Annotated in this window: 25 protein-coding genes, 1 tRNA gene and 1 pseudogene; 13 read left to right on the forward strand and 14 right to left on the reverse strand. The window is 64.5% G+C overall.

Going from position 1 to position 25,327, the window contains the following annotated elements:
- The first annotated feature begins 120 nt into the window (after nt 1–120).
- From AB8Z38_RS03705 to AB8Z38_RS03715, 3 genes are all read left to right on the forward strand, one after another.
- Nucleotides 121–618, forward strand: a complete 498-nt coding sequence (locus tag AB8Z38_RS03705) for a ferritin-like domain-containing protein (RefSeq protein WP_369723180.1) — start codon at nt 121–123, stop codon at nt 616–618.
- A 75-nt stretch (nt 619–693) separates the two neighbouring features.
- Nucleotides 694–1,011 carry a hypothetical protein gene (locus AB8Z38_RS03710; RefSeq protein WP_369723181.1) on the forward strand — a complete coding sequence of 106 codons (318 nt, stop codon included), beginning with the start codon at nt 694–696 and terminating at the stop codon, nt 1,009–1,011.
- A gap of 187 nt (nt 1,012–1,198) precedes the next feature.
- Nucleotides 1,199–2,041, forward strand: a complete 843-nt coding sequence (locus AB8Z38_RS03715; RefSeq protein ID WP_369723182.1) for a hypothetical protein — start codon at nt 1,199–1,201, stop codon at nt 2,039–2,041.
- Between the two features lie 46 nt (nt 2,042–2,087).
- On the opposite strand, the gene AB8Z38_RS03720 is transcribed toward AB8Z38_RS03715, so the two are convergent.
- The 3 genes from AB8Z38_RS03720 to AB8Z38_RS03730 are packed head-to-tail and all read right to left on the reverse strand — an operon-like array spanning nt 2,088 to nt 5,124.
- Nucleotides 2,088–3,119: an L-idonate 5-dehydrogenase gene (locus AB8Z38_RS03720; protein WP_369723183.1), complete on the reverse strand. Its 1,032-nt coding sequence runs from the start codon at nt 3,117–3,119 to the stop codon at nt 2,088–2,090.
- A gap of 26 nt (nt 3,120–3,145) precedes the next feature.
- Nucleotides 3,146–3,913: an SDR family oxidoreductase gene (locus AB8Z38_RS03725; RefSeq protein ID WP_369723184.1), complete on the reverse strand. Its 768-nt coding sequence runs from the start codon at nt 3,911–3,913 to the stop codon at nt 3,146–3,148.
- An 11-nt stretch (nt 3,914–3,924) separates the two neighbouring features.
- A complete protein-coding gene (locus AB8Z38_RS03730) occupies nt 3,925–5,124 on the reverse strand; it encodes a mandelate racemase/muconate lactonizing enzyme family protein (protein WP_369723185.1) in 1,200 nt (399 codons plus the stop codon).
- Nucleotides 5,125–5,303: 179 nt separating this feature from the next.
- Here AB8Z38_RS03730 and AB8Z38_RS03735 point away from each other — a divergent pair, with 179 nt between their 5' ends.
- Nucleotides 5,304–6,071 (forward strand): GntR family transcriptional regulator, encoded by a 768-nt coding sequence (locus tag AB8Z38_RS03735; protein WP_369723186.1) that lies wholly within the window; start codon nt 5,304–5,306, stop codon nt 6,069–6,071.
- A 21-nt stretch (nt 6,072–6,092) separates the two neighbouring features.
- Complete coding sequence (locus AB8Z38_RS03740) at nt 6,093–7,457, forward strand: MFS transporter (RefSeq protein ID WP_369723187.1); 1,365 nt, start codon at nt 6,093–6,095, stop codon at nt 7,455–7,457.
- 8 nt (nt 7,458–7,465) lie between these two features.
- Here the strand turns inward: AB8Z38_RS03740 and AB8Z38_RS03745 are convergent, their stop codons facing one another.
- From AB8Z38_RS03745 to AB8Z38_RS03760, 4 genes are all read right to left on the reverse strand, one after another.
- Nucleotides 7,466–8,716, reverse strand: coding sequence for an arsenic transporter (locus AB8Z38_RS03745; RefSeq protein WP_369723188.1), 1,251 nt, complete (start codon nt 8,714–8,716; stop codon nt 7,466–7,468).
- A gap of 137 nt (nt 8,717–8,853) precedes the next feature.
- Nucleotides 8,854–9,294 carry an EamA family transporter gene (locus AB8Z38_RS03750; RefSeq protein ID WP_369723189.1) on the reverse strand — a complete coding sequence of 147 codons (441 nt, stop codon included), beginning with the start codon at nt 9,292–9,294 and terminating at the stop codon, nt 8,854–8,856.
- A 160-nt stretch (nt 9,295–9,454) separates the two neighbouring features.
- A complete protein-coding gene (locus AB8Z38_RS03755; protein WP_369723190.1) occupies nt 9,455–9,859 on the reverse strand; it encodes a response regulator in 405 nt (134 codons plus the stop codon).
- Entirely contained in the window at nt 9,798–11,921 is a 2,124-nt protein-coding gene (locus AB8Z38_RS03760; RefSeq protein ID WP_369723191.1) for a PAS domain S-box protein, read from the reverse strand. Before AB8Z38_RS03760 ends, AB8Z38_RS03755 begins: the two co-directional genes overlap by 62 nt.
- Before the next feature lie 231 nt (nt 11,922–12,152).
- On the opposite strand from AB8Z38_RS03760, the gene AB8Z38_RS03765 reads away from it, so the two are divergent.
- From AB8Z38_RS03765 to AB8Z38_RS03780, 4 genes are all read left to right on the forward strand, one after another.
- Nucleotides 12,153–13,223: a putative zinc-binding metallopeptidase gene (locus AB8Z38_RS03765; protein ID WP_369723192.1), complete on the forward strand. Its 1,071-nt coding sequence runs from the start codon at nt 12,153–12,155 to the stop codon at nt 13,221–13,223.
- Nucleotides 13,224–13,408: 185 nt separating this feature from the next.
- Nucleotides 13,409–15,424, forward strand: a complete 2,016-nt coding sequence (locus AB8Z38_RS03770) for an acetyl-CoA carboxylase biotin carboxylase subunit (RefSeq protein ID WP_369723193.1) — start codon at nt 13,409–13,411, stop codon at nt 15,422–15,424.
- Nucleotides 15,425–15,512: 88 nt separating this feature from the next.
- Nucleotides 15,513–16,379: an oxaloacetate decarboxylase gene (locus AB8Z38_RS03775; RefSeq protein WP_369723194.1), complete on the forward strand. Its 867-nt coding sequence runs from the start codon at nt 15,513–15,515 to the stop codon at nt 16,377–16,379.
- Nucleotides 16,376–16,675: an acylphosphatase gene (locus tag AB8Z38_RS03780; RefSeq protein WP_369723195.1), complete on the forward strand. Its 300-nt coding sequence runs from the start codon at nt 16,376–16,378 to the stop codon at nt 16,673–16,675. Before AB8Z38_RS03775 ends, AB8Z38_RS03780 begins: the two co-directional genes overlap by 4 nt.
- 12 nt (nt 16,676–16,687) lie before the next feature.
- Here the strand turns inward: AB8Z38_RS03780 and AB8Z38_RS03785 are convergent, their stop codons facing one another.
- Both AB8Z38_RS03785 and AB8Z38_RS03790 read right to left on the reverse strand, forming a co-directional pair.
- Complete coding sequence (locus AB8Z38_RS03785; RefSeq protein WP_369723196.1) at nt 16,688–18,208, reverse strand: ATP-binding protein; 1,521 nt, start codon at nt 18,206–18,208, stop codon at nt 16,688–16,690.
- A 169-nt stretch (nt 18,209–18,377) separates the two neighbouring features.
- Nucleotides 18,378–19,232: a LysR substrate-binding domain-containing protein gene (locus tag AB8Z38_RS03790; RefSeq protein ID WP_369723197.1), complete on the reverse strand. Its 855-nt coding sequence runs from the start codon at nt 19,230–19,232 to the stop codon at nt 18,378–18,380.
- 110 nt (nt 19,233–19,342) lie between these two features.
- On the opposite strand from AB8Z38_RS03790, the pseudogene AB8Z38_RS03795 reads away from it, so the two are divergent.
- Nucleotides 19,343–19,764: pseudogene (locus tag AB8Z38_RS03795) on the forward strand (4-oxalocrotonate tautomerase family protein).
- 60 nt (nt 19,765–19,824) lie between these two features.
- On the opposite strand, the gene AB8Z38_RS03800 reads toward AB8Z38_RS03795, so the two are convergent.
- Together AB8Z38_RS03800 and lipB are read right to left on the reverse strand one after the other, a co-directional pair.
- Nucleotides 19,825–20,538, reverse strand: coding sequence for a DNA helicase (locus tag AB8Z38_RS03800; protein ID WP_369723198.1), 714 nt, complete (start codon nt 20,536–20,538; stop codon nt 19,825–19,827).
- Between the two features lie 197 nt (nt 20,539–20,735).
- Nucleotides 20,736–21,473 (reverse strand): lipoyl(octanoyl) transferase LipB, encoded by a 738-nt coding sequence (gene lipB, locus AB8Z38_RS03805; RefSeq protein WP_369723199.1) that lies wholly within the window; start codon nt 21,471–21,473, stop codon nt 20,736–20,738.
- Nucleotides 21,474–21,567: 94 nt separating this feature from the next.
- Between lipB and AB8Z38_RS03810 the strand changes: the two genes are divergently transcribed.
- Both AB8Z38_RS03810 and AB8Z38_RS03815 read left to right on the forward strand, forming a co-directional pair.
- Nucleotides 21,568–21,810, forward strand: coding sequence for a FliM/FliN family flagellar motor switch protein (locus AB8Z38_RS03810; protein ID WP_015685538.1), 243 nt, complete (start codon nt 21,568–21,570; stop codon nt 21,808–21,810).
- Between the two features lie 176 nt (nt 21,811–21,986).
- Nucleotides 21,987–22,072 (forward strand) — tRNA-Leu (locus AB8Z38_RS03815).
- Between the two features lie 47 nt (nt 22,073–22,119).
- On the opposite strand, the gene AB8Z38_RS03820 is transcribed toward AB8Z38_RS03815, so the two are convergent.
- Complete coding sequence (locus AB8Z38_RS03820) at nt 22,120–22,377, reverse strand: hypothetical protein (RefSeq protein ID WP_369723200.1); 258 nt, start codon at nt 22,375–22,377, stop codon at nt 22,120–22,122.
- A gap of 290 nt (nt 22,378–22,667) precedes the next feature.
- Between AB8Z38_RS03820 and AB8Z38_RS03825 the strand changes: the two genes are divergently transcribed.
- A complete protein-coding gene (locus AB8Z38_RS03825; protein WP_369723201.1) occupies nt 22,668–23,042 on the forward strand; it encodes a hypothetical protein in 375 nt (124 codons plus the stop codon).
- A 6-nt stretch (nt 23,043–23,048) separates the two neighbouring features.
- Here AB8Z38_RS03825 and AB8Z38_RS03830 read toward each other — a convergent pair whose 3' ends face one another.
- Together AB8Z38_RS03830 and AB8Z38_RS03835 are read right to left on the reverse strand one after the other, a co-directional pair.
- Nucleotides 23,049–24,302, reverse strand: a complete 1,254-nt coding sequence (locus AB8Z38_RS03830; RefSeq protein WP_369723202.1) for a polysaccharide deacetylase family protein — start codon at nt 24,300–24,302, stop codon at nt 23,049–23,051.
- Nucleotides 24,303–24,462: 160 nt separating this feature from the next.
- Nucleotides 24,463–25,263 (reverse strand): polysaccharide deacetylase family protein, encoded by an 801-nt coding sequence (locus AB8Z38_RS03835; protein WP_369723203.1) that lies wholly within the window; start codon nt 25,261–25,263, stop codon nt 24,463–24,465.
- Between the last annotated feature and the right edge of the window lie 64 nt (nt 25,264–25,327).

The following is a 25,327-nucleotide window of genomic DNA, read 5'->3' on the forward strand; positions in this document are numbered from 1 at the left end:
CAGGTTAGCTCAAGGTCCGAAGGCCGGAACAGCTCGCGATCTCGGCGCAATCAGCATAGGAACCATCCGCAACCATCGCGGGTTGGCGGCCACGAAGCCAGCCAGATGGAGGACCAGGAAATGGCTAACGAAGCCCGCGATACGTTCGTGGTTGGACTACGCAACGCGCATGCGATGGAAATTCAGGCGCGAGAGCTGATGGAACGACAGTCGGAGCGGCTGGACGAATATCCGGAAGTCAAGGCGAAGCTCACGGCCCACCTTCAGGAGACCAACGAGCAGCTGAAGCGATTGGAAAAGTGCCTGGAGGCGTGCGGCGAGAGCACGTCCAGTCTGAAGGACACCGCACAATCGATGATGGCCAACGTTCAGGCGATGGCGCACGCGACGGCCGGCGACGAGATTCTCAAGAACACGTTCGCCAACAACGCGTTCGAGAATTTCGAGATTGCCGCCTATAAGTCTCTGCTTGCGCTCTGCACCGCCGCCGGCATAGCGGAGGCCAAGGGACCGCTGGAGACGTCGCTGAAGGAAGAGCAGCGCATGGCGAGCTGGATCGACTCCAATGTCGAGAAGGTGACTATGGAATACCTCTCACACCAGCGCCAGGCGGCCTGACAGGCTCGCGTCGAGGCCAGAACCACCGGCGCGCCAGGCGCGACCGGTGGTCCTGCGTATCCAGCTCTGCTGCTCGTGGGCAAAAAGACCGACAGGAACGCGGCCGTTCGTTTCGGTTTGATACAGATGGCGCACATTATCTTCAGCGACTATCGCAATCCCGCTGCTGAACAGGCCTACGAGATCGCGTGGGACTTTCTCGCTCGCACAGGGGTCATCCGCGACGAATTCGAAGCCTGCGTGTTCCTGGCCCAGCGGGTCACGGTGATGGTCGACCAGGGCCAGACGAACCGGATTAGGATGGCCAATCGCGCGATCACCGAATACCGGGATTACGTGGAGGAACGTGACGATCTGATCCGCTCCGGCGGCTATCGTCGCGAGCGCCGCTGACCGCCAGGATCCGCTTCCGTCCGCGCCTCAGGCAATCGCTTCCTTCCGCGGGCGCGAATCCGTTCCGACTGTTGACAAAATACGGCATCGGAGCGATCGGACGCGCGGATTTTTGTAGTGATTGCAAGCCATCTTGTGACAGTATTATTACCACAGGATGTCAGGTTCATTACAGCGGAGCGGCTCGATGTTGCGGTGGCAGGCGCGGTCAAATCCCCTGGCGTGGTGGTGGGGGTCCCTGACGCTGGTCAGTACCGCCAACATCGTCGTCTGGTTCATGCTGTACCGCGAGTTTTATCCGACACCCGCAAGCAGCCTCGGCGGCGGCTCCAGCATCGGGCTGATGCTGCTGCTTTGTGCAGGCTATGTGTTCGGCTGCGCCTTCCGTTCGTTCCTGCCGCGCGCCGATGTGCAGCGCATCTGCCTGTTCGACACCTGGCTCTCCAGCGTGTTCGTCGGCCGTTCGGTCGCGACTGTGGCCGAGCTGTGCTTCGTCGCGCAATGGGCGATCATCCTGCACCAGCTCGGCACGATGACGGGCGCCGATACCGTCGTGAACATCGCATGGGTGATCGTACCCATCATCATCATCGCGGAGTGCTTCTCCTGGTACGCGGTGGTGACCACCAATTTTCTTTACAACGCGGTCGAGAACTCGCTGTGGGCGGTGACGTTCTTCATCGCAGGAATCGCGCTGTGCCGGCTGATGCCGGAATTCCAGGGACCGGTGCGCTGGGCGCTGATTGCCGGCATCATCGGCATCGCCTGCTTCCTCGCCTTCCTCGTCACCGTCGACGTGCCGATGTATCTGAGCCGCTGGCGGGCTGGCCATGCCGAGGGCAACACCTTCCTCGGCTTCCTCGAGGGGCTGCACGACGTCTCGACGCGGTGGGTCGTGACCCACGACATCGCGCACTGGAGGGGCGAGCTGACCTGGATGTTCCTGTATTTCACCGCCGCGGTGTGGTCGAGCCTCGCACTCTGCGCGCTCTACGCCATGGACGGCTATCTCACGCGCTATCTCGCCTGAGCATCAGGCCTCGCCGAGATCGATTAACCTGAGGCTTCGACCAGCGTCAGAACGTCAGCTGCACTTTCATCGATTGCGCGCGGTCGCTGGCGAGCTCGAAGGCGGCGACCGCGTGCTCGAACGGCATGGTCGCCGTGATCAGCGGCTTGACGTCGATCAGGCCTTCGCCCATCAGCCGCACGGCGAGCTCGAACTCGGGATCGAAGCGGAAGGTGCCGCGGAGCTGCAGCTCCTTGGCGACGATGGAATTGATCGGCAGCGTCATCTCGCCGCCGAGACCGAGCTGCACCAGCGTTGCACCGGGCCGCAGCACGTCGAGCGCGGTCCGCAGCGCGGCCTGGTTGCCGGAGGCTTCAAACAGGGTGTCGAACACGCCCTTGCCGGTGCGCCAGGGATCGAGTGCAGCGGCAACGCTCCCGACATTGATGGCGTGAGTGGCCCCGAGCTTCCGCGCAACCGCCAGCGGTGCGTCGGCGACATCGGTCACCACGATCTCGGCGGCGCCGCCGAAGCGGGAGACCAGGATCATCAGCGCGCCGATCGGGCCGCAGCCGGTGATCAGGACGCGCTTGCCGAGCAGGGGGCCAGCCTGCTTTCCGGCATGCAGGCAGACCGCGAGCGGCTCGGCGACAGCTGCTTCCGCCAGCGACAGCTTGTCCGCGATCGGCACGGCCTGCGTGGCATCGATCGTCAGAAATTCGCGAAAGCCACCCTGTACATGGGGAAAGCGCATCGCGCTGCCGAGGAAGCGCATGTCGAGGCACTGGTTGCGCATGCCCTCCCGGCAATGCAGGCACTGGCCGCACGGCTTGCTCGGATTGACCGCGACGCGTGTGCCGGCCTTCACGTTGGTGACGCCGTCCCCCACCGCTTCGACCACGCCGGCGATTTCATGGCCGAGCGCCATCGGCTGCTGGATGCGCACGACGCCAAAGCCGCCGTGATGATAGTAATGCAGGTCGGAGCCGCAGATACCGCCATTGGCAATCTTGACGCGGACCTCGCCAGGGCCTGGCGCCGGATCGGGGTAGCTGTCGATCCGCAGGTCTTTCGGTGCGTGGATGACGACGGCGCGCATGGGCTCGTTCCCTCGGAGTTTCGCGATCACATCGCGGCGATCATGCCGCCATCGACATAGATGATCTGGCCGTTGACGTAGGTGGAAGCGTCCGACGCGAGAAAGATCGCGGCGCCCACCAGCTCGTCCGGCCTGCCCCAGCGCTTTGACGGAATGCGGCCCATCAACCAATTGTTGAAGTCGGTGTTGTTGACGAGCGCCTCGTTCATGTCGGTCAGCATGTAGCCGGGGCCGATCGCGTTGGCCTGGATGCCGTGCTGGGCCCATTCCACCGCCATCGAGCGGGTGAGATTCTTGATGCCGCCCTTGGCCGCGGTGTAGGGCGCGATGGTAGGACGCGCCAGCTCGCTGCCGAGCGAGCCGATATTGATGATCTTGCCGCGCTTGCGCGGGATCATGCGCTTGGCCGCCTCGCGGCCGATCACGAAGGCACTGGTGAGATTGGTCTCGATCACCTTGCGCCACTCGTCGGTGGTGAACTCCACCAGCGGCTTGCGGTGCTGGATGCCGGCATTGTTGACGACGATGTCGATTGCAAGTCCGGTCTTGTCGAAGTTTTCGAAGGCGGCGAGGATGGCTGGCTCGTCAGTCACGTTGAAGGCGGCGCCTTCGGCCTGATGCCCGGCAGCGCGAAATTCGGCCACGGCCTGCTCGACCCGCTTGGGATCGACGCCGTTGATGATCAGTTTCGCACCGGCCTTGGCCATGCCCTCGGCGATGGCGCGGCCAAGCCCGCGGGAGGAGCCGGTCACGAGCGCGGTGCGGCCGGAAAGATCAAAGAGGGCAGTGCTCATCTCAAGAATCCTTAAGAGTTGGAGCGGCGCACGGTGAGATCGCTACGATCGAACACCGCGGGCAGCAGATCGACGCCAAGGCCGGGGCCTTCCATCGGGAAGACATAGCCGTCCTTGATCACAGGCATCGTGGTGACGAGCTCATTGTACCAGCCCTTGTAGAAGGCGCGCACCGATTCCTGGATCAGCGTATTGGGCTGGCTGAACGACATGTGGATCGCGGCGATGAAGCCGATCGGGCCGATGCAATCGTGCGGTGCAAAGGGCCGGTGATAGGTCTCGGCCATCGCGGCGATCTTGCGGCCTTCGGTGAGGCCGCCGGTCCAGCACAAATCGGCCATCACCACGTGCATGGCGTCGCGGTCGAGCATGTCCTTGTAGGGGAAGCGCGACCCCAGCGTTTCGCTGGCGCAGACCCAGACGTCGGTGGAGCGCGCATATTCGGCGAGCGCCTGCGGCGAGTTCATCCGGATCGGGTCTTCGTACCAGGTCGGCTTGTAGGGCTCGAGCGCGCGCGCGATCTGCTTTGCCGTCGGCAGATTCCAGAGCGAATGGAGCTCGACCATGATCTCCATCTTGTCGCCGACCGCTTTGCGGATCTTCTCGAACGGCTCGATTGCCTGCTTCATCTGAGCGGCGGTGATGTAGAGGCCCTTGTTTTCCTGCGCCGCCGGATCGAACGGCCAGATCTTCATGGCCGAGATGCCGCTTTCCAGCAGGCTTTCGGCCAGCGCATCGGCGCGGGTCATAAAGGCGTCAAGATCCTCGTAGGGGCCTTCGGAGGCACCGAGATTCCAGTTCGACACCGGGCTGATATTGGTGGAGCGGACATATTGGGTGCCGGCGCAGGTGTTGTAGATGCGCTGCTTGTCGCGGCAAAGGCCGCCGAGCATCTGGTGCACCGGCTGATTGCAGACTTTGCCGAACAGGTCCCACAGCGCGATGTCGATCGCCGAGGCAGCGCGGTATTCCACACCGGTGGAGGACTGCGCCATCGGCAGGTTCAGCATGTCGCGATGGATCGCCTCGATGTGCAGGGGATGGCGGCCGAGCAGGCGGCCCGCAAAGGTGTCGTGGATCTGCGCCTCGACTGCGCCGGCGCCATAGAAGGTCTCGCCGAGACCGATCATGCCCGTATCGGTGTGAACGCGGACCCAGATGACGTTGGAAAATTCCTCGGTGCGCAGGGTCTCGATCGACGTGATCTTCACCGCAACATCCTCCCATCGCCGGCGCGTTGCGCCCGTCTCGTTGTCATTGTGCGCCGCAATAGCTAGCGGGCCAGCAGACGTCTTACGCTCGCTTGTAATATATCACAACATGTTTTAAGGGTGTCACAAATAAGGCGCCGCGCTGCGAAGCGACAGCAGGCGGCCGGGAGGACAATGTGATGGCACGGCGCAAGCGCGCGCTTGAGGTGGTGAGAACGGACCGCGACGGCGAGGGCAAGCCGAGCCGACGCAACCGACTCAACTTCTTCGAGCTCGCCTATCAGAAGATCGAGGAGCTGCTCGTCCACTGCGAGCTCAAGCCTGGCCAGTTCATGACCATGCTGGAACTGCAGCAGATCACCGGCTTCGGCCGCACGCCGGTGCATCACGCCGTCAATCGACTCTCCGCCGACACGCTGATCATCATCCGCCCGCGCCATGGCCTGCACATCGCGCCGATCGATCTGGCGCGCGAGCGCATGCTCTTGGGTTTGCGCCGCGACATGGAACGCTTCGTGATCCGCCTTGCGGCCGATCGCGCCAGCCTCTCGCACCGCAATCAGGCACTGCACATCGAGCGTCTCCTGCGCGAGCGCCGCTCCAGCCTGACCCTGGACGAATTCAACAGCATTGACCGCCGCATCGACGCGCTGGTCCTGGATGCGGCGGGCGAGCCTTTCCTTGTGCACACGCTGCGGCCGCTGCACACGCTGTACCGCCGCATCGGCTACATCCATCACCGCTTCATGCCTGGGCAGGCCGAGCTGTCAGGAACGATTGATCGTCATCTGGCTATTCTCAGGGCGGTCGCCAATCGCCGCGTCGGCGACGCGGTGAAGGCGAGCGATGCCCTGATCGACTACATGGACCAGATGTTCGAGGGAATGGAGACGGGGATCGATCCGCGTTTGCTGGATTGCAGCATCGAACCGCTGCTCGGCACGTAAAAAGGTTTAGGAGGACCAAACATGTCAACGATGGCGATGCCACAACCGACCGCGAGCGAAGCCGCGGTCCGCTACCTCATTACGAACTACAGTCCCAAGGGCAACAAGGTCGGCTGGCTGATGATGGCCTCGATCCTGGTCGAAGCCTGGGACCTCTATTCCATCGCCTTCGTGCTGATCTTCATCAAGGAGCAGTACAATCCCGACCCGCTGATGCTGGGCCTTGCCGCGGCAGGCACGCAGGGCGGCGCCCTGGTGGGCGCGCTGCTCGGCGGCTGGCTGTCCGACAAGATCGGCCGCCGCGTGATGTTCCTGGTGACGATGGTGATGTTCATCGTGCTCGCCGTGGCGCAGGCCTTCGTGCCCAGCGTCGGCTGGCTGGTCGTGATCCGCTTCCTGCTTGGGGTTCCCCTCGGTTCCGACATCTCGACCGGCTACACCTACATCATGGAATCCATGGCCAAGGGTGAGCGCGAGGTCATGGGCAACCGCTGGCAGTTCATGTTCGCCGTGGGCGAGGTGCTCACCATCGGCGTCATCGTGATCTTCCTGCTGCTCGACATCCAGCACGAGATGCTGTGGCGGGTGACGCTCGGCCTCGGCGCGGTGCCGGCGCTGATCATCCTGATCATGCGCCACGACGTGCCGGAAACCGCGGTCTGGCTGGTGCAGAAGGGACGCTTCCGCGAGGCCAAGATGGTGGCGCGCGAGATGTTCAACGATGATCTGGCGATGCTGCCGGACCGGGATGTGGTGGTGCCGAAGGTCAGCACCCGCGCCTTCCTCGCCGATCTCAAGAAGGATCCGATCCGCTGGCGCGCCACGATCTACGGCTGGATCGCCTGCTTCGCGCAAGGCAGCGAGTTCTCGACGTTCGCGTTCTACCTGCCGGTGCTGTTCGTGATGGTCGGCGTGTCGAGCGTGCTCGGCAACAATTTGGTGACGATGGCGCTGTTCTGCCTCGCCGCGGTGTCGGGCTGGGTCGGCCCGCTGCTGACGCCGAAGATCGGCCATCGCGGCATCGCGATCGCCGGATTCGGCATCGTGCTGGCCTCGCTGCTGGTCGCGGCCTTTGCGCTCTACACCGACAACAAGATGCTGCTGCCGTTCGCGGCCGCCGCGATGCTGTGGGGCCATTACTGGGATGCGTCGAACTGCATGACGATCCCGACCATGGTCGCGAAGCCGAAATATCGCGGCACGGCGAGCGGCTTCGCCTACATGTTCGTGAAACTGCCGTCGTTCCTGGCGATCTTCCTGTTCCCGTCGCTGTTCGCCGCGATCGGGCAGGCTGGTGCCACGTTGTTCGTCGCGATCTTCCCGCTGATCGGATTGCTCGCCGCAATCTTCATCCTGCCGGAAGTCTACGGCTACGAGAACGACTAAGAAGCACGCTACCTGATCGCGGCCGCGAGCGCCGCGATCAGGGCGGGCGGCGTCACCAGCATGCCGAGCTTCAGGAATGGCCAGGCGCCGACCTCGATCTTTTCCCGGCGCAGCGCGACGAGCCAGAGGATGGTCGCGAGCGAGCCGGTCACCGACAAATTGGGTCCGAGATCGACACCGATCAGGATCGCGCTGACGACAGCCCCTGGCAGATGATCGCTGGCGGCAACCGAGCCTGCGACGAGGCCAACCGGCAGGTTATTGGCAATGTTGGTGGCGACTGCCGTCGCAATGCCCACGCTCCAGGCGGCTTGTGGGATTGATTGCGCGACCGCCTCGTGCAGCAGCGCGCTGAGCTGTCCGATGACGCCGGTCTTCACCAGGGCTTCCACCATCACGAAGAGCCCGCCGACCAGCGGTAGCACGCTCCAGGAGACGCCCCGCAGCACAGGCAGGGGCGACTGCCAGTTGAACAGGAGCACGATCGCGGCGGTGATCACGCCGCAGACGAAGGTCGGCAGCCCGAGCGGCTTGTCGAGCGCGGAGGCCGTGACCAGCACGACGCCGATGGCCACGATGCCTGCCGCCGTCAGCCTGCCGCCGCGACCGAGTTTTGGATGCGGTACCTTGCGCGCAATGGTCTCCTCCTTCAACGCGCGGTGCTGGGTCAGGCGCAGCACGACATAAGTGAGCAGGATCGAGGCCGCCGAGGGCAGGGCGAACAGGCGCAACCATTCGGTGAGCTGCGGCATGCGCGCGCCGAACACCACGAGATTGGCGGGGTTCGAGATCGGCAGCACGAAGCTCGCGGCATTGGCGATGAAGGCGCAGACGAACAGATAAGGCAGCGGTTTTGCGCCTGCCGCGCGGGTCGCGGCGAACACGGCCGGCGTCAGCACGATTGCGGTGGCGTCGTTGGAGAGCAGCACCGTCACGAGCGTGCCGACGAGGTAGATCAGCAGGAACAGCCGCTGCGGCGAGCCGCCGGCATATTCCACCGCGAGCGCGGCGAGATAGTCGAACAGGCCCTCGAGCCGGGCGAGCTCGGCGATCAGCATCATGCCGATCAGGAAGAGATAGACGTCGATGCCTTTCTCGAGTCCCGTCAGCGCATCCTGCCACGGCAACAAGCCGAGCAGCACCAGTGCGGCGGCACCGATAACGGCCCAGATCGCCTCGGGCAAGCGAAACGGGCGGATGATGACGCCCGCGGTCGCGGCGACGATGATGCTCCAGGCCCAGATGGCGTCATGCGGCACGGTCAGTCCTTGAATGGATTGGGTTCATTCGGCAGCGATAGCGGAAGCCGCCGCCGCTGTCTTCCCCCGCGGATTCGGGGCGCCATGGGCGACTTGCGTGTCTCAGGCAGGGGATTTCGCGACAGCTTTGTTCCGCCTCAGAATTTCACCGCCAGCAGCACCGCGCCGGCGCCGATCATGGCGATGCCGACCCAGCCTTGCGCGGTCGGGCGCTCGCCGAGAAACGTGAAGGCGAACATGGCAACCAGCACGACGCTGAGCTTGTCGATCGGCGCTACGAGCGTCGCGGGTCCAAGCTTCAGCGCGCGGAAATAGCACAGCCAAGACGCGCCGGTCGCAAGCCCCGAGAGCACCAGGAACAGCCAGGTCTTTGACGAGACCGCCGATGGCGCGGCGAACTGCCCGGTGAAAAACAATAAGATCGAGAAAGCGAGCAGCACCACGATGGTGCGGATGAAGGTCGCAAGGTCCGGGTTAATATTCTCGACGCCGACCTTGGCGAAGATCGCTGTGAGTGCGGCAAAGCAGGCGGAGAGCAGCGCCCAGGTTTGCCAGGCAGAGAGAAGGGCGGTTTTCATATCGTTCAAAAGCCTGTCGGGTTGGGGCGGCGCGCCAGCGCCGTCATTGCGAGGAGCTCTTGCGACGAAGCAATCCAGACTGTCGCCGCCGAACGATTCTGGATTGCTTCGCTGCGCTCGCAATGACGAAGTCTGAGGAGGCGTCTCGCGAACTTCACTCTCACCCCGACACCGACAGCTTCTCCGAGATCGCCTTGCGCAAAATGCGCGACAGCGACTCCACCGAATATGGCTTCTGGATCAGCTCGAAGCCGCGATGCGCGTTTTCGGCGAGCACGTTGCTGTAGCCGCTCGTGAGCACGACCGGGAGACCCGGATAGCGCTCGCGGATGATGCCGGCGAGCTCGACCCCATTCATGCCGGGCATGATGACATCGGAGAAAACGAGGTCGACGGCGAATTCGTTCTCGCCGAGGATGCCCAGCGCCGCATTGGCATTGGCGACGCGGCGGACGACGTAGCCGAGATCTTCCAGAAGCTCGGTCGAGAACTGGCCGACATCGTCATTGTCCTCGACCACCAGCACGCGATAGCCGCGTCCGGTCGTGGCGGCTTCGTGGGTCAACGCCGCGGCTTCCTTGTCCGCGGCGGGGCTCTGCGCCTGCGGCAGATAGATGGTGAAGGTCGCGCCCTTGCCCGGTGCACTCGTCACCGCAATGTCGCCCTCGGACTGCTTTGCAAATCCAAAAGCCTGACTGAGGCCAAGGCCGGTACCCCTTGCCGACTTCCTTGGTGGTGAAGAACGGCTCGAAGATCGAGTCGAGGTGTTCCGGCGCGATCCCGCTGCCGGTATCGGCGACCGAGATTGCGACATAGTCACCGCTGCGCGCCGATTGCGAGCGCAGACTCGGGGTGCCCAAAACCTTGCGGACCGCAATGGTGAGGCGGCCCTCGTCTTCCATTGCATCGCGGGCATTGATGGCGAGGTTGATCAGCGCGGTCTCGAACTGGGCGATGTCGGCGATGGTGTAGCAGTCGGAATCGTGCACCTCCACGGCGATCTCGATGCGGCCGCCGACCAGTGGCCGGACCAGCTGTGCCACGCCCTCGACCTGACTGCCGACATTGAATATCTGTGGCTTCAATGGCTGCCGGCGCGCAAAGGCCAAAAGCTGCGCGGTCAGCTTGGAGGCGCGCTCGACGGTGTCCGAGATCGCGTCGACATAGCGACGCCGGCGCTCCTCCGGTAGCTCGCGCCGGCGCAGGAAGTCGGTCGCCGAGCGGATGATGGTGAGGAGATTGTTGAAATCGTGCGCGACGCCGCCGGTGAGCTGGCCGATCGCCTCCATCTTTTGCGATTGCCGCAGCGCTTCCTCGCCGCGGCGCCGCTCGGTGATGTCGACGGCTTCGGGCACGGCGCCGGTGATGCTGCCGTGGCGGTCGAGCACCGGGCGCATGCCGAACTCGAAATCGCGCTCGCCGACGGGAAGGCGCAGGCGGATCTCCATCCTGACGGCTTCGCCCTTGAGCACGGTCTCGAACGCCTCGCGCACGATCGCGCTCATGCCTTGGGTGCCGGTGAACCAGGCTGTCTCCCAGAGTGGCTTGCCGATGACGTCCCGCGCTTCCGCGCGTATGTCATCGAGTGCGGTTTTGTTGGCGTAAAGCAATTCGCCCCTGAGATTGACCAGGCCTTGATACTGGTTGCTGGTTTCCAGGATCGCGCGCAGCCGCGCCTCATTGGCTTCGAGCTCGGCGGTGCGCTCGATGATGCGCTCCTCGAGTGTCTCGTTGAGCCGGCGGAGCTCGATCTCGGCCTGCTTGGCGGCGGTGATGTCATGGGCGACACCGATGAAGCCGATATGCTTGCCGGTCGGATCCCAGCGCGGCTGGGATTCCGAGCGCAGCCAGCGCCATTCGCCACTGGCGTCCTTGTAGCGCGCTTCCAGCACGAACGGCTTCAGGGAGGCTTCGCCCTGCACCGATTGTTGCAGCACACGCGGCAGGTCGTCGGGATGCAGCACCTTGCGCCAGTCGAAATCGATGGCCTGGTCATAGGGCAGGCCGAGGAAGTCGACATAGGCCTGGTTGGCGAAGGAGCGCTTGCGGTCGAGCTTTGTGACCCAGATCGGCACCGGCGCGCTGTCGGCGATCAGCCGGAAGCGCTCCTCGCTCTCGCGCAGCGTCTCGCGCGCGACCATCTGGTCGGTGATGTCGATATGGGCACCGACCAGGCGGATAGCGCGGCCCTCGCTATCGCGCTCGATCTTGGCGACGACACGGATCCAGCGGGTCTCGCCGTCGCTCGGACGAATGATGCGGTATTCGGCCGTATAATCCTCGTTGGTCCCGGCGAGTGCCTCGAGGAAATGCTTGACGGTCGCGTCGCGGTCGTCGGGATGGATGCGGCTAACCCAGTCCTCGTGCGATTCGTCGACGGCCTCGAGCGGCAGCCCGTGGATCATCAGGTATTCAGGCGAGCGGCGATTCTTGAAGCCCTCGCGGAAGTCGACCTCGAGCCCGCCGACCTTGCCGATGCGCTGGATGCGCGCGAGCTCGGCCTCGCGCTCCTGAAGCGCGTGATAGGCATTGTCGCGCTCGCGCGCGATCTCTTCCAGGTGCTGGCGCAGCCTTTCGGCGGCGATGGTCTCGGGCAGGGGATCGTTCAAGGCGTCGGCCGTTGTCATGCGGGTGCGCACGTGCCGGACTGATACTCACACAGAAGGAGCGTGATGGCCATTGCTCAAAGGAAAATATCGAGAGGAGGTCCTGCGCCTTGTGAAAGGCGGGAAAAGTCCGTCCAGTCAACCTCCGGGCTGGCATTTTGTTCCCAGGGTTGGAACGATCGGCCCGCCGCGGCGTCTTCGCGAGGCGCCGAGCGATCCGCTATAAAACTCCCTTTCCGAAGAGGCCAAATCTTGAAGCTCTTTGTCTGCCAGGCCTGCGGCAACGTCCTCTATTTCGAGAACCGCGCCTGCGAACGCTGCGGCCACCGGGTCGCCTTCCTGCCGGAGAAGGAGACGATGTCGGCGCTCGAGCCCGATGGGGACGGCTGGGCCACGCTCGCCGACAAGGGCAAGGGACGCATGCTGTGCCGCAACGCCGAGTATGATTCCTGCAACTGGCTGACGGATGCGGGCGATAGCACCGGCTATTGCCGTGCCTGCCGCCATAACGGCATCGTGCCGGACCTGTCGGATTCCGCCCAGCTTGCCGGCTGGCGCGAGCTGGAGGTGGCGAAGCACCGCTTGTTCTATTCGTTGATCCGCTGGAAGCTGCCGCTCCAGACGCGGCACGACAATCCCGAACACGGCCTGATCTTCAACTTCCTCGCCGACGATCCGAGCAGCGGCGAGAGGATCATGACCGGCCATGACAACGGCCTGATCACGATCGCGCTCACCGAGACCGACGAGATCGAACGCGAGCGGCGCAGGCTGGAGATGGGCGAGCCGTACCGGACCTTGCTCGGGCATTTCCGCCACGAGGTCGGCCACTATTTTTGGGACGTGCTGGTCCGTAATGGGGGCAAGCTCGACCAATGCCGCGCGGTATTTGGCGAGGATTCAGTGGATTACGGCCAAGCCTTGCAGCGCCACTATGCCGAAGGCGCTCCGCCTGACTGGCAACAGAACTACGTCTCGGCCTACGCCACGACGCACCCCTGGGAAGATTTCGCGGAAACCTGGGCGCACTATCTCCACATCGTCGACACTCTGGAGATGGCCTCCGAGTTCGGCATGGAGGTGCGGCCACGGGTCGACCGCGACGGCGAGCTGACCGCGCGGATCCGCTTCAACTCGTACCAGGCCAAGGACGTCGAGGTCCTGGTCAATGCATGGCTGCCCTTCACCTTCGCCATGAACAGCGTCAACCGCGCCATGGGCGCGCGCGACCTCTATCCCTTCATCCTGTCGCCCGCGGTGGTCACGAAGCTCGGCTTCGTTCATGCCCTGGTGCGGGACGCGGCCAGGCCCAAAGGACCGTAGCGCGAAGCAGCGCGTCGGCGGGATCCGTGGGGCCGGGTTCGGTCCCGTCTGGTACGCCAGGGGCCTGCGGATTTTGACCGTTGCCTCCGCCCAATTTTGATGTACCACGGGAGCCACACGGCCCGTCCCGATAGGCCCCAACGGCCGGGGAAGGGTCCCGCCCAAGGTCGAGACTCAAGAAAAGCATGTTCAAACGCATCCTGATCGCCAATCGCGGCGAAATCGCCTGCCGGGTCATCAAGACCGCGCGCCGCATGGGAATTGAGACGGTTGCGGTCTATTCCGAGGCCGACCGCGACGCCCTCCATGTCGAGATGGCCGACGAGGCCGTGCTGATCGGGCCGCCATCAGCGGCCGAGAGCTACCTGGTGATCGAGAAGATCGTGGAGGCCTGCCGCAAGACCGGCGCGCAAGCCGTGCATCCCGGCTACGGCTTCCTGTCCGAGCGTGAGGCGTTTCCGCGCGCGCTGGAGGCCGCGGGCATTGTCTTCATCGGCCCCAACCCGGGCGCAATCGCCGCGATGGGCGACAAGATCGAATCCAAGAAGGCCGCCGCCAAGGCCAAAGTCTCGACCGTGCCCGGCTATCTCGGCGTCATCGAGGACGACAAGCACGCGGTCCGCATTTCGGATGAGATCGGCTATCCCGTGATGATCAAGGCCTCCGCCGGCGGCGGCGGCAAGGGCATGCGTATTGCGCATTCGAGGGCCGAGGTCGCCGAGGGCTTTAATCTCGCCAAGGCCGAGGCCAAGGCCTCATTCGGCGACGACCGCGTTTTCGTCGAGAAGTTCATCGTCGATCCCCGCCACATCGAGATCCAGGTGCTGGGCGACAAGCACGGCAACGTCATCTATCTCGGCGAGCGTGAATGCTCGATCCAGCGCCGCAACCAAAAGGTCATCGAGGAGGCGCCGTCGCCCCTGCTCGATGAGGCCACCCGGCGCAAGATGGGCGAGCAGGCGGTCGCGCTCGCCAAGGCGGTGAATTACGATTCCGCCGGCACCGTCGAATTCGTCGCCGGCCAGGACAAGAGCTTCTTCTTCCTGGAGATGAACACGCGCCTCCAGGTCGAGCATCCCGTGACCGAGCTCGTCACCGGCGTCGATCTCGTCGAGCAGATGATCCGTGTGGCCGCCGGCGAGAAGCTCGCGATTGCGCAGAAGGACGTCTCGCTCAAGGGCTGGGCCGTGGAATCGCGCCTTTACGCCGAAGATCCCTTCCGCAACTTCCTGCCCTCGATCGGGCGCCTGGTGAAATACCGACCGCCGGCGGAAGTGAGCAAAGACGGCATCACCGTGCGCAACGACACCGGCGTGCAGGAGGGTGGCGAGATATCGATCCATTACGATCCAATGATCGCCAAGCTGGTCACGCATGCGCCCTCGCGTGCCGCCGCGATCGAGGCGCAGGCGACAGCGCTGGACTCCTTCTATGTCGACGGCATCCGCCACAACATCCCATTCCTGTCGGCCTTGATGCACCATCCGCGCTGGCGCGAGGGCAACCTCTCGACCGGGTTCATCGCGGAAGAATTTCCCAAGGGCTTTGCGGTGCGCGTGCCCGAAGGCGAGGTCGCACGTCGCATTGCGGCGGTCGGCGCCGCGATCGATCACGTGCTCGGCGAGCGCAAGCGCCAGATCTCCGGCCAGATGGGCGGCCGCATCGTGCAGCGCGAGCGCCGGCGCGCGGTCTGGCTCGACCGCCAGGAGATTTTGCTCGAAGTTGCGCGCGAGGGCGAGGCGATCGCCGTGCGCTTCGTCGATGCCGACGGCAAGGCCGGCCAGGCGCATCTGTTGCAGTCGCCTTGGAAGCCGGGCGATCCGGTCTGGCAGGGCACGATCGACGGCCAGGTCGTGGCGGTGCAGGCGCGTCCGATCGCGAACGGCCTCCGCCTTGCGCATCAGGGTGTCGAGGTGCCGGTCTATGTCTGGACCGAAGCGGAAGCTGCATCGGCACGGCTGATGCCGGTGATGACGGCCGCCGATACCGGCAAGAAGCTGCTCTGTCCGATGCCCGGGCTCGTGGTCTCGATCGCTGTGACCGAAGGGCAGGAGGTCAAGGCCGGCGAGACGCTCGCGGTGGTCGAAGCCATGAAGATGCAGAACGTGCTCCGCTCCGAGCAGGACGGCACCGTGAAGAAGATCCACGCCAGCCCCGGCGCCACGCTCGCGGTGGATGCGTTGATATTGGAGTTTGCGTAAGGTGTGAGTGGGGCTCTCGCCCGGGCCCCACCAACTTCGTCATTGACGGAGTATGTTGCGACGGCGTTGCACTAACCGAGACAGCACCATGGCCTTCCGTTCCCGCCGCGAAACACTGCGTTCGATCTTGTCGGGTTCGGCCTGCATCCATCCCGGCTCCGTCTACGACGCCATCTCGATCCGCATCGCCGAGGATCTCGGTTTCCCGCTCGGCATGTTCGGCGGCTCGGCTGCCTCGCTCGCCGTGCTCGGTGATGCCGACGTCGCGCTGATCACGCTGACCGAACTCGCCGAGCAGATGCGGCGGATGTCGCGCGCCGCAACACTTCCGGTGCTGGTCGATGCCGACCACGGCTATGGCAATGCGCTCAACGTCCGCCGCACCGTGCAGGAGCTGGAGACGGCGGGCGCGGCCGGCCTCACCATCGAGGACACGCTGTTGCCGGCGGCCTTCGGGGAGACGAAGGCGCAGTTGATCTCGCTGGAAGAAGGTGTCGGCAAGATGAAGGCCGCGCTCGATGGCCGCAGCGATCCCTCGCTTGTCATCATGGGCCGTACCGGCGCGGCGTCGATCACCTCGCTCGACGACGCCATTTGTCGCGCGCAGGCCTATGAAGCCGCCGGAGTCGATGCCTTGTTCTTCACCGGGATCAAGTCACGCGCCGAGCTCGATGCGATTGCGGCGGCGACGCGTCTGCCGGTCGTGCTTGGCGGCGCGCCGGAGGAATTGAACGTGCTCGACTATCTCGCCGCCCGGCGCGTCCGCATCGCGCTCCAGGGCCACGCGCCGATCGCCGCCGCAACGCAGGCCGTTTACGACACGCTGAAGGCGTTGCGCGAAGGCACGTCGCCGAAAGCGCTCAAGGGATTGGCGTCTGCCGAACTGACCAGCCGCGTCATGCGCGAGGCCGACGTCAAGGCGCGCAGCGCCGATGTCCTCGGGCTGAAGAAATGAGCCGGGCGATCCTGCAGGTCGTGATCCGCGGCCGCGTCCAGGGCGTCGGTTATCGGGCCTGGCTCGAATCCCAGGCGGTCAGCTGCGGGCTCGAAGGCTGGGTCCGCAACCGCCGCGACGGCAGCGTCGAAGCGCTGTTCGCTGGCGCGCCAAAGCATGTCGCCGAGATGGTCGCCCTGTGCCGCCACGGCCCGCCGTCCTCGCGCGTCGACAATGTCACCAGCGAGACGGCCGGTGTGGACGAGTTGAACTTGCGCAGGGCAGGGGAAGCGTTCTCGGTGCTGCCGACGGTTTGAGGGAGGCTCGCGTTACCGCGGCAGCTTGGCGATCGCTTCGCTCAATTCGTGGATTTCATACGGCTTGCGGAGGATCGGAAAATCGCCGCGGACATCGGCGGCGGCTTCGCTGTAGCCGGTGGCGAGCAGGATCGGCAGGCCGGGATGAACCTGGCGCAGATGGTGAGCGAGACTGAGGCCATCCATCTTGCCGGGCATCACGATGTCCGAGAACACGAAGTCGACGCCGTTGTGCTCGAGTTCGCGCAGCGCGGCTTCGGCGTCGGGGACACGGCGGACGCGGTAGCCGAGCTGCTCCAGCAGGCCGACACTGACGACGGCGACATCGGGATTATCTTCGACCAGCAGCACCGTGCCGCTGCCGCGGAACGACGGCACCTCTGCCGTTTCCCGCACCGGCGCGTCCGTTCCGCGCGGCAACAGGATGGTGAAGGTGGTGCCCTTGCCGAGCTCGCTTGCGACCTTCACGGTGCCGCCGGCCTGGTGGGCGAAGCCGTGCACCTGAGAGAGACCGAGACCCGTGCCCTTGCCGATCGGCTTGGTGGTGAAGAACGGTTCGAAGATCTTGTCGACGACGTCGGAGGGAATGCCGAGCCCAGTGTCGGCCACGCCGATCGCGACGAACTCGCCCCTCAACAGCGTCTCGTCCAGCACGAGGTTGCGGGCGCTGATCGTGACGGTGCCGCCCTCGGGCATTGCATCGCGGGCGTTGATGACCAGATTGAGCAGCGCCGTCTCGAGCTCGGAGGCGTCGGTCCTGATCGCCCAGACCTCGCGGTCGATGTCGAAGGCGAGGCGGACGGAGCTGCCGACGCCGGCATCGAGCACCTCGCGGATCGCGGCGATGCGTTCGGCAAAATCGATCGGCTGCGGATTGACGCTCTGTCGGCGTGCGAAGGTAAGGAGCTGGCTCGTCAGCGCCGCGCCGCGCTTGGTCGCGGTCTCGATTGCGGAGATCGCTCGATGAAGCTTGGGATCGTCGGCCGCGCCCTTCTTCAGCATGTGAAGGCTGCCGCTGATGATCATCAGGAGATTGTTGAAGTCGTGGGCAACCCCGCCGGTGAGCTGGCCGAGTGCGTCGAACTTCTGAGACTCGGCGAGCTGCTTCTGCATCGCCTCAAGTTTCAGCTGCGCATCGCGCCGTTCTGTGATGTCGCGTGTGATCTTGGCAAAACCGATGAGCTGACCGTCTTCGCGGATTGGGTCGATGACGACACTCGCCCAGAAGAAGCTGCCGTCCTTGCGGACGCGCCAGCCTTCCTCCTCATAGCGTCCCTTGTCGCGCGCAATGCCGAGCGCCCGGGCCGGCTTGCCGTTCGCCCGGTCGACCTCGGTGTAGAAGCGCGAAAAGTGCTGGCCGAGGATCTCGTCGGGCGAATAACCCTTGATGCGCTCGCCGCCGATATTCCAGCTCGTGATGATCCCCGATGGGTCCAGCATATACAGTGCGTAGTCGGCAACCCCTTCAACCAACAGCCGAAAACTGCGCTCGCTTTCGAACAAGTCTCTCTGCTGACTGGCCTTTTTGAACATTCCGGAACCCCGCCTGAACGGAAGCAAACGCAGCACGGGCCGATATGTTCCCGCTGCTGGGACAATTTTAGGCAGATTCTGCTGACCCGTATGCAGGCTTTAACGGCGCTCCGCCTGCTTGAATGGGTATGTCCTGTATCGAGCGCGACGATCCGATCCGGCTGATTGCCTATGTCGCCGCAAGGCTCCGAAACGTCGCCGCGATCGCGCGTAGCGCGGCTACCTTGGCGGGATCGCTGACCTTCGAATGCAGCATCACCTTCGAGCTGCCGAGTTTTGGCAGCTTGTGGGCGGGCCCGATATCGATCAACCCGGGAGGCGCGATCCGCCGCGCCAGCGGTGCGATCGCAAGGCCGGCAAGCGTGGCCGCAACCACCGCGGTGACGCCGCCGCCGACAAAGCGCTCGCGCCAGGCGACCCCGGCTTTGTCGAGCGCGCGCACGGCGATGGCGCGGACGCCGCAGGGAGGGGCGAGCGTTGCGAGCGGCAGCGGCTCTCCCTTCGGCAGCGTGAAGCGCCTCGCCGCGAACCAGCCGAACTCGTCCTCGGTCAGCTTCTCGCCGCCACGGCGGCTGCCTTCCTGGCGGACGACCACTGCATCGAGCCGTCCTGCGTCATAGGCATCCTGCATCTCGCGCGAGAAGCCGATGGTGACGGCTAGGGTAAGCTGCGAGGACATCGCGTGCAGCCGCTCGAGCAGCGGTACCAGCTCCGGGCCGGCGGCGTGATCGGAGATGCCGAGCGAGAGCGATTGCACGGCAGACGCCTCGCCCGACAGCGCGCGGTCATGCGCCTGCATCAAGGCGCGGGCACGATCGAGGAACGCGGCGCCATCCGCGGTGAGCCGGAGTGCGCGTGGCGACCGTTCGACGAGGCGCTTGCCCAGCAGCGTCTCCAACCGTTGCAGTTTCAGGCTGATGGCCGCCTGGGTCGTGCCGAGCACTTCGGCGGCACGCGTAAAGCTCTGGAGGTCGGCGACCAGCAGGAAAGCGTGGACGGTGGCGATGTCGAGGGTGGCTGCCATTACGAATACTTATCATTGATATCAACAATCATAAGATACCAAAATGATTGGCGGAGGTCTAGCTTCTCATCAACGCCGCGCAAGCCGCGCGACATTTGAGGAGAACGACCATGCCCCTGATCACCGTGTCCTACACCACCTCGCGGCAATCGCCCTCGCTGAAGGCCGACATCGCGAACGCCGTGTCCGAACTCACCGCCGAGATACTCCACAAGGATCCCAAGGTGACGGCCGTCATCGTGAAAGCGGTCGCGGCGAGCGACTGGTTCGCCGGCGGCAAGTCGCTCGCAGAGGAGAGGCTCGCGAGCTATTGGATCGACATCCATATCAGCGAAGGCACCAACACCAAGGACGAGAAGGCGGCCTATCTCGCGGCGATGTTCAAGCGCATGGCCGGGATCCTGGGCCCGCTGCATCCCGAGACCTACCTGCATGTCGACGAGGTCAAGGGGATGCCTACGGTTTCGGCGGCCTGACTCAGGAGCGGCGCTATATCGCCGGCAAGCTCGAGCTCTCGCCGGAGAAGACGTGAAGCCGCAAGCCGCGGGTGAGCGATCTCACCCGCGGCCATTACCGCTTGCAAGGGAGATATTCAGCTCGCTGCGCGGAACTGAACCTCGGCATCGTTCAGGAAGCAGGTCTTGTCGAACAGCTTCAAATCGAGCGGGTTCGGCAGCCTGACATCGCTGAGATCGGGGCAGGGCTTGACGGAGGGATCATAGGACCGGTCGATCTGGGAGATGAAGACGACGATCAGGCCCTTGTCGCGTGCGAAGGATTTCAGCGCGCGCACCTGGACGGTCAGATCGGGGTTTTCCCGCCGCTGGTCGAGCAGTTGCAGATAGTCGATCACCACGACCGTGCCGGGGAGCGCCGCGGCCATCTGCTTGACGACGTAATCGGCGCTGATCGCGTCGGAACAATCGACCTCGAACATGTCAGCGAATTGCGCCGGGTCCACGCCGATCGCGCGGATACGGTCCAGCACATCGCGCTCGGTATATTCGAGCGAGAAGAACGCGGCTCGACGTCCCGACCTCATGGCCTCGACGGCAAGTTCGAGGCTCATCAGGGTCTTGCCTTGGCCGGGACGCGCCCCGACCAGCACCAGGTCACCCGGCTGGACGTGGGGGAACAGTCGGTTGGCCGGCGTCACTGCGGCGGCTTTCGCCGCGAGCATGCTCCAGGCCGAAAACCCTTCGCTCACGGCAATGCGGTCGAGCGCATCGTGCAGCGGAATGCCTTCTCCGCGGGACAGGCGCTTGGCCTTGCGCTTGAGATGATAGATCGGTGCGGACAATCTCATCGTAGAAACCTCCCATTGCGAGCTGAAACGCAATCCCTCCTTATGCCTGGCGCTCGAACAGTCGGTCCGATGATCAACTCGCCCGGCATGACATGTACTTTCCCGGCGGAGGGGGAGGCGTGGGCGACACCGATTCAAGCGTAGCTGATTCCGCCTCAACGGAGAACGGGCATCGGTGCGTGTCCAACGAGAACGCGCTAGGCGGCGGCTTCCGGCACCAGCGCTCTGGTCGGGCCGAACAGCTCTTCAAAGGCTTGCCGGAGCGCGATGTCGACATCGGCCATGGTCACGAGCTGGCCGAGATCGACCAGCGAGGTGACGCCGTAGCGAGGATCGGCGACGCCGCAGGGCACGATGCCGTCGAAGTGCTCCAGCTCCGGCTCGATATTGATGGCGATACCGTGGAATGACACCCAGCGTTTCAGCCGGACGCCGATCGCGGCGATCTTGTCCTCGTGCTCCGTCCCCTTGTCGGGCCGCTTGACCCAGACACCGACCCGATCCTCGCGCCGTTCGCCGCGAACGTTGAACGCCGCGAGCGTGCGCAGGATCAGTTCCTCCAGGCTCGCGACATAGGCCCGCACGTCCGGCCGGCGCCGCTTGAGGTCGAGCATGACATAGGCCACGCGCTGGCCGGGCCCGTGATAGGTGAGCTGCCCACCGCGACCGGTCGCAAAGGTCGGGAATCGGGGGTCGAGCAGGTCGGAAGCCTTGCCCGAGGTGCCGGAGGTATAGAGCGGGGGGTGTTCGAGCAGCCAGACCAGCTCCGGAGCCTCGCCTGCGGCGATCGCCGCCACTCGGGCCTCCATCACGGCCACAGCCTCCGGATAGGGCACGGGCGCGTCCGAAATCCGCCACTCCACGGGTTCGCCCGTGGCGGCGGAAAACGGCGCTAGATCGAGGTCCTGGCGAGGGTTCTGGGGCGAGTTAACCATTGGCTAACCATAGCCAGGTGATGATTGCAGGCGCAAATGCCGAGTCCATAGTCTCAAGTCCAGTCTCAAGTCCCAAGTTGCGGTGGTGCTGACAGTGCCTACTCTCGATAAAGTCACCGTGGATCTCATGGTCGTCCTCGGGACGACCACCATGCCGATCCATCAAGTATTACGTCTTTCCCGCGGTGCCATCATCGAGCTGGACGCAACCGAGGCCGACGAGGTCAAGGTTTTGGCCAACAACCTGCCGGTCGCGTCCGGCGTCGTGCTGGTCGACCGCAACCGCATCGCAGTCGAGGTCAAGCAGATGCTGCCACGCACGACCGGCACGCGGTAAGCGGCCGGGGCACGCGGTAGCGGGCCGGGCGCCAGGTCAAGGCCGGATGGCGGAAGGAACTTTCTTCCCAAGCTTGTGGAATTCGGGGCCTTTGCAGGCTTGTACCCCTCTGATGGATTTGTTAGATCGGCGCCATTGATCCGGCAGGCCTCAAGCCTTAAGCCGGTATCCCCAAAGCGCTCGTGGCGGAATTGGTAGACGCGCTGCCTTGAGGTGGCAGTGAGTAAAATCGTGGGGGTTCGAGTCCCCTCCGAGCGCACCACATCCCAAAAATCCTGATCTGACGAGAACTGGCTCGGCCCGGGCCTGTCAGCCATATTCCTCGCCGATCCCGTATTCCTTGTAGATCTCCAGCGGATCTGTCTCCGGAAACAGCCGGCATTTGGCCTGGGCAAGATGCAGGGTCACCGCCGCCGGTTCCTTGCCGCTTGAGAGCATCTTCCGGATGTCGTCCATATGGGTGCTCGGCTGATGCTTCGGCTTGAGCTGCTCCAGCGCCACCAAAGCGGTCGCCAGCGCCTCGGTCAGAACCCAATCGTCGTGGCCCGTGATTCCCTTTTTCGGCATCGGCAGACCCCGTATGCGAGTTGCGGCGACACTCTATCGCGGCTTTTGCCGAATCTCCATCGAGCCCGTTGCGCGCGCGTATGTAAAAGGTGGCCCGCCCTGGTTGCTTGCAGGATGGCCGAGTGTGGCTAAAAGGCGTCCGGCACAGGGGTGATCTTATTCTTGCCGCAACGAAGTTAGCGTAGATCCGCTGCATGGCATTCGGGCTGGCCGTTCCAGCCTGCAGGCCGACACCCCCCTGAAATCGCAACAACTGCCCGGTTGCGCGCCTTCTCTCGGCTGGAGCCAGCATGGCCTTTCTAAGCATCATCTACCGCTTCCTGACCAACTTCGCGTTCATGGCGATGGTGTATTTCAGCCTGAACTTCATGGAGAAGTATCCGAACAGGGCGATGCTCGCGATCCTGGTGCTGGTCTACAGCGCCATGCGCGGGGCCTCGACGCTGCGCTCGTTCTATTTCTTCCAGAAGATCGAGAAGCTCGAGGCCGAGACGCGGCGCCTCCAGGGCCCGATCAATGACGGGAGCGGCGGGACGAACGCGCGCAAGCAGGTCGTCACCGACGTCGCGCGACTGCGACGCGACGGCGAGATCAAGTCCTATATGGACCTGTTCTTCCTGGCGCTGATCGTGCTGCTCTGCGTCGCCAACATTATGCGGCAGTAAGCAACGCTACTGCGCCCGCTTCTTCAGGCTGGCGACCCGCGTCGGCGGCGGCGTAGCGCCGTTGGCCTGGCTTACGTGTTTCGGCGCGGCATGCGCAGCGCGCGCCGTCCGCCGCGCCTGCATCCTGGCTGCCTTGCCTTTGCCGGCATGAGGCGTCTCGGCCGCCATGGCGAGCCGCGTCGCGGCGCGCCGCGACAATGTCGTCGACAGCAGCACCTCGATCGATCCTTCCGGGATCGCGAAGAGATCGCGGCCGGGCACGGGCAGGGTGGCCGCGACATCCGCCTGCGCCATGGTCCTGCGCGGCAGTAGGGCCTGGTGCACCGCTTGCACGTTGAGATCAGCAACGGCGGGCGCCGGAAGCGTCCGGGTCTGCATGAACACGAAATTCGGCACCGCCGGCCAGCGCGCGATCGGCGTCGTCTCCGTCGGCGGATGCAGCAGCCATTCCACCGGCGCGGTCGGCGTCGCCGGCCGGTCTGCGGTGGCGGGCACCACATGCACGATGCGATAGCCGCGCGCCTTCAGCTCGCGGATGATCTTTGGCAGCGCCGCGACCGTGCGGGGCTGGATGTCGTGCAGCAGCAGAATGCCCTTGCCCTTGGCCTCCAGCCGCTGGATCGCGAGCTGGTAGACGCGGTCAGGCGACACGTGGCGCCAGTCGTCCGCCGGGAAATCCGCGCTCCACACCTGGATGCCGCGCGAGATCAGATACTCCTCGACGCGTTCGGCGCGCATCAGTCCGGGAATCCGGAAAAACGGCGCAAGCTGCGACGGATCGGTCATCGCGGCCGACGTCCACTCGATGCCGCCATTGATCTCGGCCTCGGCCTTCTCGATCGGCATTCTGTCGAACGTCAGCGGATGGGTCATGCTGTGCGTGGCGACGGTGTGGCCGGCTGCGACCAGCTTGCGCACACCCTCGGGGTTGGCCTTGGCCTGCGCGCCGATGGTGAAGAAGGTCGCCTTGATGCACTCGTCAGCCAGGATCTTGAGCACCTGGTTGGAATATTTCGGCAGCGGCCCGTCGTCGAAGGTCAGGACCACTTCGTGGTCCTTCAGCGGCAGCGTCTCGCGGTACTGCATGGTGCCGATGCGCGGATGCTCGCGCGGATCGACAACGATGGTACGGGACGTGCCGAGCGCGCCCGGATGACCCGGACAATCGGCCGCAAGCGCCGCCGGCGAGCCCGTGGTCAGCAATCCCAGAAGCAGGACGGTCCATGATCGCGTCTGGAGAGCACCGCTACTGCCGATCATGAATCCGGTCTACCCTCATATGCGACTGTCGCCATCATAGGTCGGAGGCGCCGAAGAACGGTTCAGGCGCAGGACCCCTTGATCATTGCACGGCGTAGCATGAACGGAGTGTTAATAGGGCTCAAATCACCCCATTTTGCACCGGCGTGACATTCCGGCATCAATGCGCGTCGGCATTCTTCTGCGCCGCGCCTGCCGGTATGATGTGAACGACGTGGTAGCCGTTCTCGCGCAAATACCGCAGGAAGGCCGGCATCATGGCCGCAGTGCGCGCCTTGGGATCGTGGAACAGGATGATGCCCTTGCCGGCCGCGGCCAGGCGCTCGGTGATGAGCTTCAGTTCCTCGTCCGGCGTCATCTCTTCCCAGTCGCTGGCCCAGAGATCGGCGCCGAACACGGCGATGCCGCGCGACTGGAGCAGGTCGAGCTCGGCCTGCGTCTGTTCGAAATAGGGGAAGCGGAAAAACGGCGTCGAAGGCGTCGTCGTCGCGGCCCCGTTCAGCGCCATCTCGTCGGCAGCGATGCCGCGGTCGATCTCGGACGTCGCCTTGTCGAACGGGATCCGCGCCATGTACGCATGCGACCAGGTGTGGTGGCCGATCGTGTGGCCCTCGCGGGCGATGCGCTTGACCATGTCGGGATGCTCAGAGGCGGGCAGCCCGACCAGGAAGAAGGTCGCGCGCACGCATTCCTGCGCGAGCGCCGCCAGCACCTTCGAGGTGGTCGGCGGATTTGGACCGTCGTCGAAGGTCAGCACGACCTCGTGGTCGGCGAGCGGCAGGGTCTGCGGAAAGCTCTTCAGCCCCACGCGCGGCGTGGTCCTGGCATCGACGCTCAGCACCCGCGAGGTGCCGAGCGTGTCCTTGCGCGGGCAGTCGGCGGCCGAGGCGGTGCCGACGAGCGCGGCGAGCGCTACGGCCACCGACATCGAGGTGCAGCTCAGTCCAAGTATCTTTGTCATTGCGCTCGCAGCCGCCTTGTGGGTATTGCCTGAACCATCAGCTCAGCCCACTCGTTCCAACCTG

The organism is Bradyrhizobium sp. LLZ17, assembly GCF_041200145.1.
GTDB lineage: Bacteria > Pseudomonadota > Alphaproteobacteria > Rhizobiales > Xanthobacteraceae > Bradyrhizobium.

Coding starts and splice junctions, on each gene's coding strand:
- AB8Z38_RS03780 (WP_369723195.1), top strand. CDS start 16,376: ATGAGCCGGGCGATCCTGCAGGTCGTGATCCGCGGCCGCGTCCAGGGC.
- AB8Z38_RS03785 (WP_369723196.1), bottom strand. CDS start 18,208: ATGTTCAAAAAGGCCAGTCAGCAGAGAGACTTGTTCGAAAGCGAGCGC.
- AB8Z38_RS03830 (WP_369723202.1), bottom strand. CDS start 24,302: ATGATCGGCAGTAGCGGTGCTCTCCAGACGCGATCATGGACCGTCCTG.
- AB8Z38_RS03735 (WP_369723186.1), top strand. CDS start 5,304: ATGGCACGGCGCAAGCGCGCGCTTGAGGTGGTGAGAACGGACCGCGAC.
- AB8Z38_RS03760 (WP_369723191.1), bottom strand. CDS start 11,921: ATGACAACGGCCGACGCCTTGAACGATCCCCTGCCCGAGACCATCGCC.
- AB8Z38_RS03740 (WP_369723187.1), top strand. CDS start 6,093: ATGTCAACGATGGCGATGCCACAACCGACCGCGAGCGAAGCCGCGGTC.
- AB8Z38_RS03775 (WP_369723194.1), top strand. CDS start 15,513: ATGGCCTTCCGTTCCCGCCGCGAAACACTGCGTTCGATCTTGTCGGGT.
- AB8Z38_RS03770 (WP_369723193.1), top strand. CDS start 13,409: ATGTTCAAACGCATCCTGATCGCCAATCGCGGCGAAATCGCCTGCCGG.
- AB8Z38_RS03720 (WP_369723183.1), bottom strand. CDS start 3,119: ATGCGCGCCGTCGTCATCCACGCACCGAAAGACCTGCGGATCGACAGC.
- AB8Z38_RS03705 (WP_369723180.1), top strand. CDS start 121: ATGGCTAACGAAGCCCGCGATACGTTCGTGGTTGGACTACGCAACGCG.
- AB8Z38_RS03825 (WP_369723201.1), top strand. CDS start 22,668: ATGGCCTTTCTAAGCATCATCTACCGCTTCCTGACCAACTTCGCGTTC.
- AB8Z38_RS03790 (WP_369723197.1), bottom strand. CDS start 19,232: ATGGCAGCCACCCTCGACATCGCCACCGTCCACGCTTTCCTGCTGGTC.
- AB8Z38_RS03750 (WP_369723189.1), bottom strand. CDS start 9,294: ATGAAAACCGCCCTTCTCTCTGCCTGGCAAACCTGGGCGCTGCTCTCC.
- lipB (WP_369723199.1), bottom strand. CDS start 21,473: ATGGTTAACTCGCCCCAGAACCCTCGCCAGGACCTCGATCTAGCGCCG.
- AB8Z38_RS03820 (WP_369723200.1), bottom strand. CDS start 22,377: ATGCCGAAAAAGGGAATCACGGGCCACGACGATTGGGTTCTGACCGAG.
- AB8Z38_RS03835 (WP_369723203.1), bottom strand. CDS start 25,263: ATGACAAAGATACTTGGACTGAGCTGCACCTCGATGTCGGTGGCCGTA.
- AB8Z38_RS03800 (WP_369723198.1), bottom strand. CDS start 20,538: ATGAGATTGTCCGCACCGATCTATCATCTCAAGCGCAAGGCCAAGCGC.
- AB8Z38_RS03715 (WP_369723182.1), top strand. CDS start 1,199: ATGTTGCGGTGGCAGGCGCGGTCAAATCCCCTGGCGTGGTGGTGGGGG.
- AB8Z38_RS03725 (WP_369723184.1), bottom strand. CDS start 3,913: ATGAGCACTGCCCTCTTTGATCTTTCCGGCCGCACCGCGCTCGTGACC.